The organism is Frankia sp. CeTa3Moorea (genome assembly GCF_978021225.1).
Genome location: NZ_CDXDOR010000083.1, coordinates 1 through 3,686, shown reverse-complemented (window position 1 = coordinate 3,686; position 3,686 = coordinate 1). Strand labels below are relative to the sequence as shown.

The window sequence follows — 3,686 nt, the reverse complement described above, 5'->3', positions numbered from 1 at the left end:
CAGCCGGCGTGCAGGAGCAGGTTCTCCACGCTCTGCAACAGGCTGGAGCCAATGCCGTGGTGACGCCAGGCGGGCGCGATGGCGACCGTGAGCACCCGGCCCTGGCCGCCCTCCTTGCGCCCGACCGCGGCACCGACGAGATGCTCGCCCGCGACGGCGACCACCGCGGGGGACTCGGTGTCCGGGAGTTCGTGCCGCAGCGCCAGCACGGTGTCGGTGAGGTTGATGGGCGGGCCGCCCGGGGTGCTCCGCACTTCCTCCAGCAGGCGTACTGTCGCCGCGTAGTCGACGGTCTCGTAGGGACGGATGTGCCAGATGGGCACGCTGGCTCCTTCAAGTCGGTCACCGACGGATCGTCGACTCGACAATGCCCTTCTGTTCCGCCCCGATCAGCAGGGACTGACGAAGCTTTCTGGCGGGACCTTGGGACCGCCGCCCCCGGCCGAAGGCAATCTTCGTGCCTGTAGGTGCTCCCTTGGGCGGGGCGGCCCCTACTCCTGCGCGTTCCGGTGGTGATGATCAGGACGGACGATCTCAGCCGAGTGTTCTGGCCGCTCGGCGCGGCGCCAGGCGGCGTCGGTGAGTAGACGCAGTCCGTTGAGGCCGACGATGACGGTGGAGCCCTCGTGGCCGGCGACTCCCAGCGGCAGCGGCAGGGTGCCGATCAGGTCCCAGATCACCAGGCCAGTGATGAACAACGCGGCGATGACGAGGTTCTGCACTACCAGGCGGCGGGCCCGCCGCGCGAGGGCGACGACAGCGGGGATGGTGGCCAGTTCGTCGCGGACCACCACGGCGTCGGCGGTGTCGAGGGCGAGGTCGGAGCCGGCGCGGCCCATGGCGATGCTGGCGTAGGCGGCGGCGAGTGCGGGGGCGTCGTTGACGCCGTCGCCGACCATCAGCACCTTCCGGCCGGCCTGCTGGAGGTTTTGGACAGCGGTGACTTTGTCCTGGGGTAGTAGACCGGCGCGGACGTCGGCGATGCCGACCTCGGCGGCGAGGTGGGCGGCGGCGCGCGGGTTGTCGCCGGTGACCAGGACAGGCGCGGTGCCGGTCGCCGTGGCCAGGGCGGTGACGGTGGCGGCGGCCTTGTCGCGCAGCCGGTCGGCGATGCCCAGCACACCCACCGGGGTATCGTCCAGGATGACCAGGACCGCGGTACGGCCCTTTTCTTCCAGGCGGGCGGCCACCGCGGCGGCCGGGTGCTGGGAGCGGTTGCCCAGCAGCCGTACGGGGCTGCCGACCGCGACCGGCTGGCCGTTGACGGTGGCGGTCACGCCGGTGCCGGCGGTGGAGGTGAAGGTCTCCACCGGCGGGATGTCCAGTTCGCGGGTGCGGGCGGCTTCCACGATGGAGCGGGCCAGCGGGTGCTCGCTGGGGTGCTCGGCCGCCGCCGCCAGCGCCAGCAGGCCGTCCTGGGTAAGGCCGGAGGCGGCCAGCGGCTGGATGTCCGTCACCCGAGGGGTGCCTTCGGTGAGGGTGCCGGTCTTGTCCAGCGCGACGGCGTCGACCTGGCCGAGGCGTTCCATGACCAGCACGGACTTGATCAGGACGCCGTGGCGGCCGGCGGTGGCGACCGCGGACAGCAGCGGGGGCATGGTGGCCAGCACGACCGCGCACGGCGATGCGACGATCATGAAGGTCATGGCGCGCAGCAGCGTCGGTTGCAAGGCCGCGCCGACCAGCAGCGGTAGCGTGAACAGCGCCACCGTGACCGCGACCATGCCGAGGCTGTACCGCTGCTCGACCTTCTCGATGAACAGCTGGGTCGAGGCCTTGGTCTTCGAGGCTTCCTCGACTATGGCCACGATCCGGGCGATCACCGAATCCGCCGGGTCGCGCTCGACCTTCACCCGCAATGCGCCGGTGCCGTTCAGGGTGCCGGCGAACACCTCGTCCCCGGTCTCCTTCACCACCGGCAGCGGCTCGCCGGTGATGGTGGCCTGGTCCACCCCGCTCGCCCCGTCCAGAACCCTGCCGTCGGCGCCGATGCGTTCGCCGGGCCGCACCAGGATGATGTCGCCCGTCCTCAGCTGCTCGGCGGGCACCGTCTCCTCGGTGCCGTCGTCGGCCAGGCGGCTGGCGGTGGCGGGCGCCAGATCGAGCAGGCCGCGCACGGAGTCTGCGGTCCGGGCGGTGGCGACCGCCTCCAACGCCCCGGAGGTGGCGAAGATGACGATCAGCAGTGCCCCGTCGAGCACCTGCCCGATCGCCGCCGCTCCCAGCGCGGCCAAGACCATCAGCAGGTCTACATCCAGCGTTTTCGCCCGCAGCGCCTGAAGGCCCGCCCAGCCCGGTTCCCAGCCGCCGGTCACGTACACGGCCGCATACAACGGCCCCCACGCCCACGCCGGCGCTCCCAGCAGGTACAGCGGCAGGGCCAACAGGAACAGCACGAGCGCCGCAGCCGCCCAGCGGATCTCGGGCAAGGCGAAAACCCGGGTGTGGCGCCTGCGCGGCGTCGCCTCGCCGGCGGCGCGGGCAGCCGTCGTCGGACGGGCCATGGCGATCGACATCGGTAGCGGGATCCTTTGCGCGCGACGGGCACAGTGACAGCTCGACCATCATACAGGAACAGATGAACAAATGCTCATGTAAGCATGGTTGGGTGTATACCATAGCTGCGTGGGTCATGGAGCCGCACCGTCTGCCAGCTACGTCCCGCGTACCCGCCTGGATGCGGTCAGCGCCGCGAAGGTCGCCACCACTCTCCAAGCGCTGGCGGCCCCGTCGAGACTGTTGATCCTCGCCCGGTTACGCGAGGGCCCGCTCGCCGCGACCGAGCTGGCCGCCGAGGTCGGTCTGGAGCAGTCCGCCTGCTCCCACCAGCTCCGCCTGCTGCGCCATCTCGGCCTCGTGGCTGGCACCCGCAAAGGCCGCTCCGTGGTGTACTCCCTCTACGACAACCACGTCGCCGAGCTCCTTGACCAGGCCCTCTACCATGTCGAACACCTCGGCCTCGGCCTCGCGGACACCCCCGCTACCGACGCCGAGCCGGAGCGGGAGACGGCGACCGCCCCGACCGCCTGACGCGCCGACCACGCATCCCGCCCGTGCCGGTGGAGGCGCGGTCGCGCCGTCCCCAGGCGCGGGCGGCCAAGTCTCGCGGGCGGCCAAGTCTCGCGGTCAATGGTCCGGGCAAGAGGGATCCGGGCAAGAGGCAAGGCGGTGCCCATCGAGCGCTCTGGAGGTGGCCGCGGGGGCGGACTGGAACGCCGATACGGACTTCGACCAGGATCGTGAAGGTGGACCAGTACGCCAGGGCCGGCATCGCTTTCTACTGGCGGGTCGAGCAGGCCGCTACCGGTGTTCCGCTGGTGTACACCTATGTCCTCGATCCGGCGAGCGGGGCCTACCGGGATGGAGAGGTGTTCACCGGCGTGGTCAAGATCTCGGCTCCCTTCGCGGCAGAGATCGATTTCGGTCAACTCTGATACCCATCCTTACCGCTGGTGACATCGAGGCGTACCGTCTGGCCGGGTGTGGGCAGGTACAGTGCCGCGCTTTCGGTGTCGTACAACGGTGTGCCGGTGGGTGTGTCGATGGGTGTGCCAGCGCCGGGAACCATCCGCGAGGGTGAGGAGTTCGACGGCTCCGGCGGGGCGGTCCTCGTGCCTGGCCCCGACGATCACCTCGTCGCCGTCGATGCGGGCCGGGGCCCGGTGTCCGGCCCGGTCAGCTGGTGG

The 3,686-nt window shown here is 70.9% G+C and carries 4 protein-coding genes; 2 read left to right on the top strand and 2 right to left on the bottom strand.

What is annotated here, in order from left to right; all coding sequences use genetic code 11:
- On the bottom strand, window positions 1-323 hold a 323-nt coding region (locus AC08OV_RS15080; RefSeq protein ID WP_476619813.1), incomplete at its 3' end, for a GNAT family N-acetyltransferase.
- A 168-nt stretch (window positions 324-491) separates the two neighbouring features.
- Window positions 492-2,516: a heavy metal translocating P-type ATPase gene (locus AC08OV_RS15075; RefSeq protein ID WP_476613074.1), complete on the bottom strand. Its 2,025-nt coding sequence runs from the start codon at window positions 2,514-2,516 to the stop codon at window positions 492-494.
- A gap of 109 nt (window positions 2,517-2,625) precedes the next feature.
- On the opposite strand from AC08OV_RS15075, the gene AC08OV_RS15070 reads away from it, so the two are divergent.
- Window positions 2,626-3,030, top strand: a complete 405-nt coding sequence (locus AC08OV_RS15070) for an ArsR/SmtB family transcription factor (RefSeq protein WP_476613073.1) — start codon at window positions 2,626-2,628, stop codon at window positions 3,028-3,030.
- Window positions 3,031-3,245: 215 nt separating this feature from the next.
- The gene (locus AC08OV_RS15065) at window positions 3,246-3,434 is read left to right on the top strand and encodes a hypothetical protein (protein WP_476613072.1); all 189 of its coding nucleotides are present in this window, start codon (window positions 3,246-3,248) and stop codon (window positions 3,432-3,434) included.
- Window positions 3,435-3,686: the final 252 nt, after the last annotated feature.

Coding starts and splice junctions, on each gene's coding strand:
- AC08OV_RS15075 (WP_476613074.1), bottom strand. CDS start 2,516: ATGTCGATCGCCATGGCCCGTCCGACGACGGCTGCCCGCGCCGCCGGC.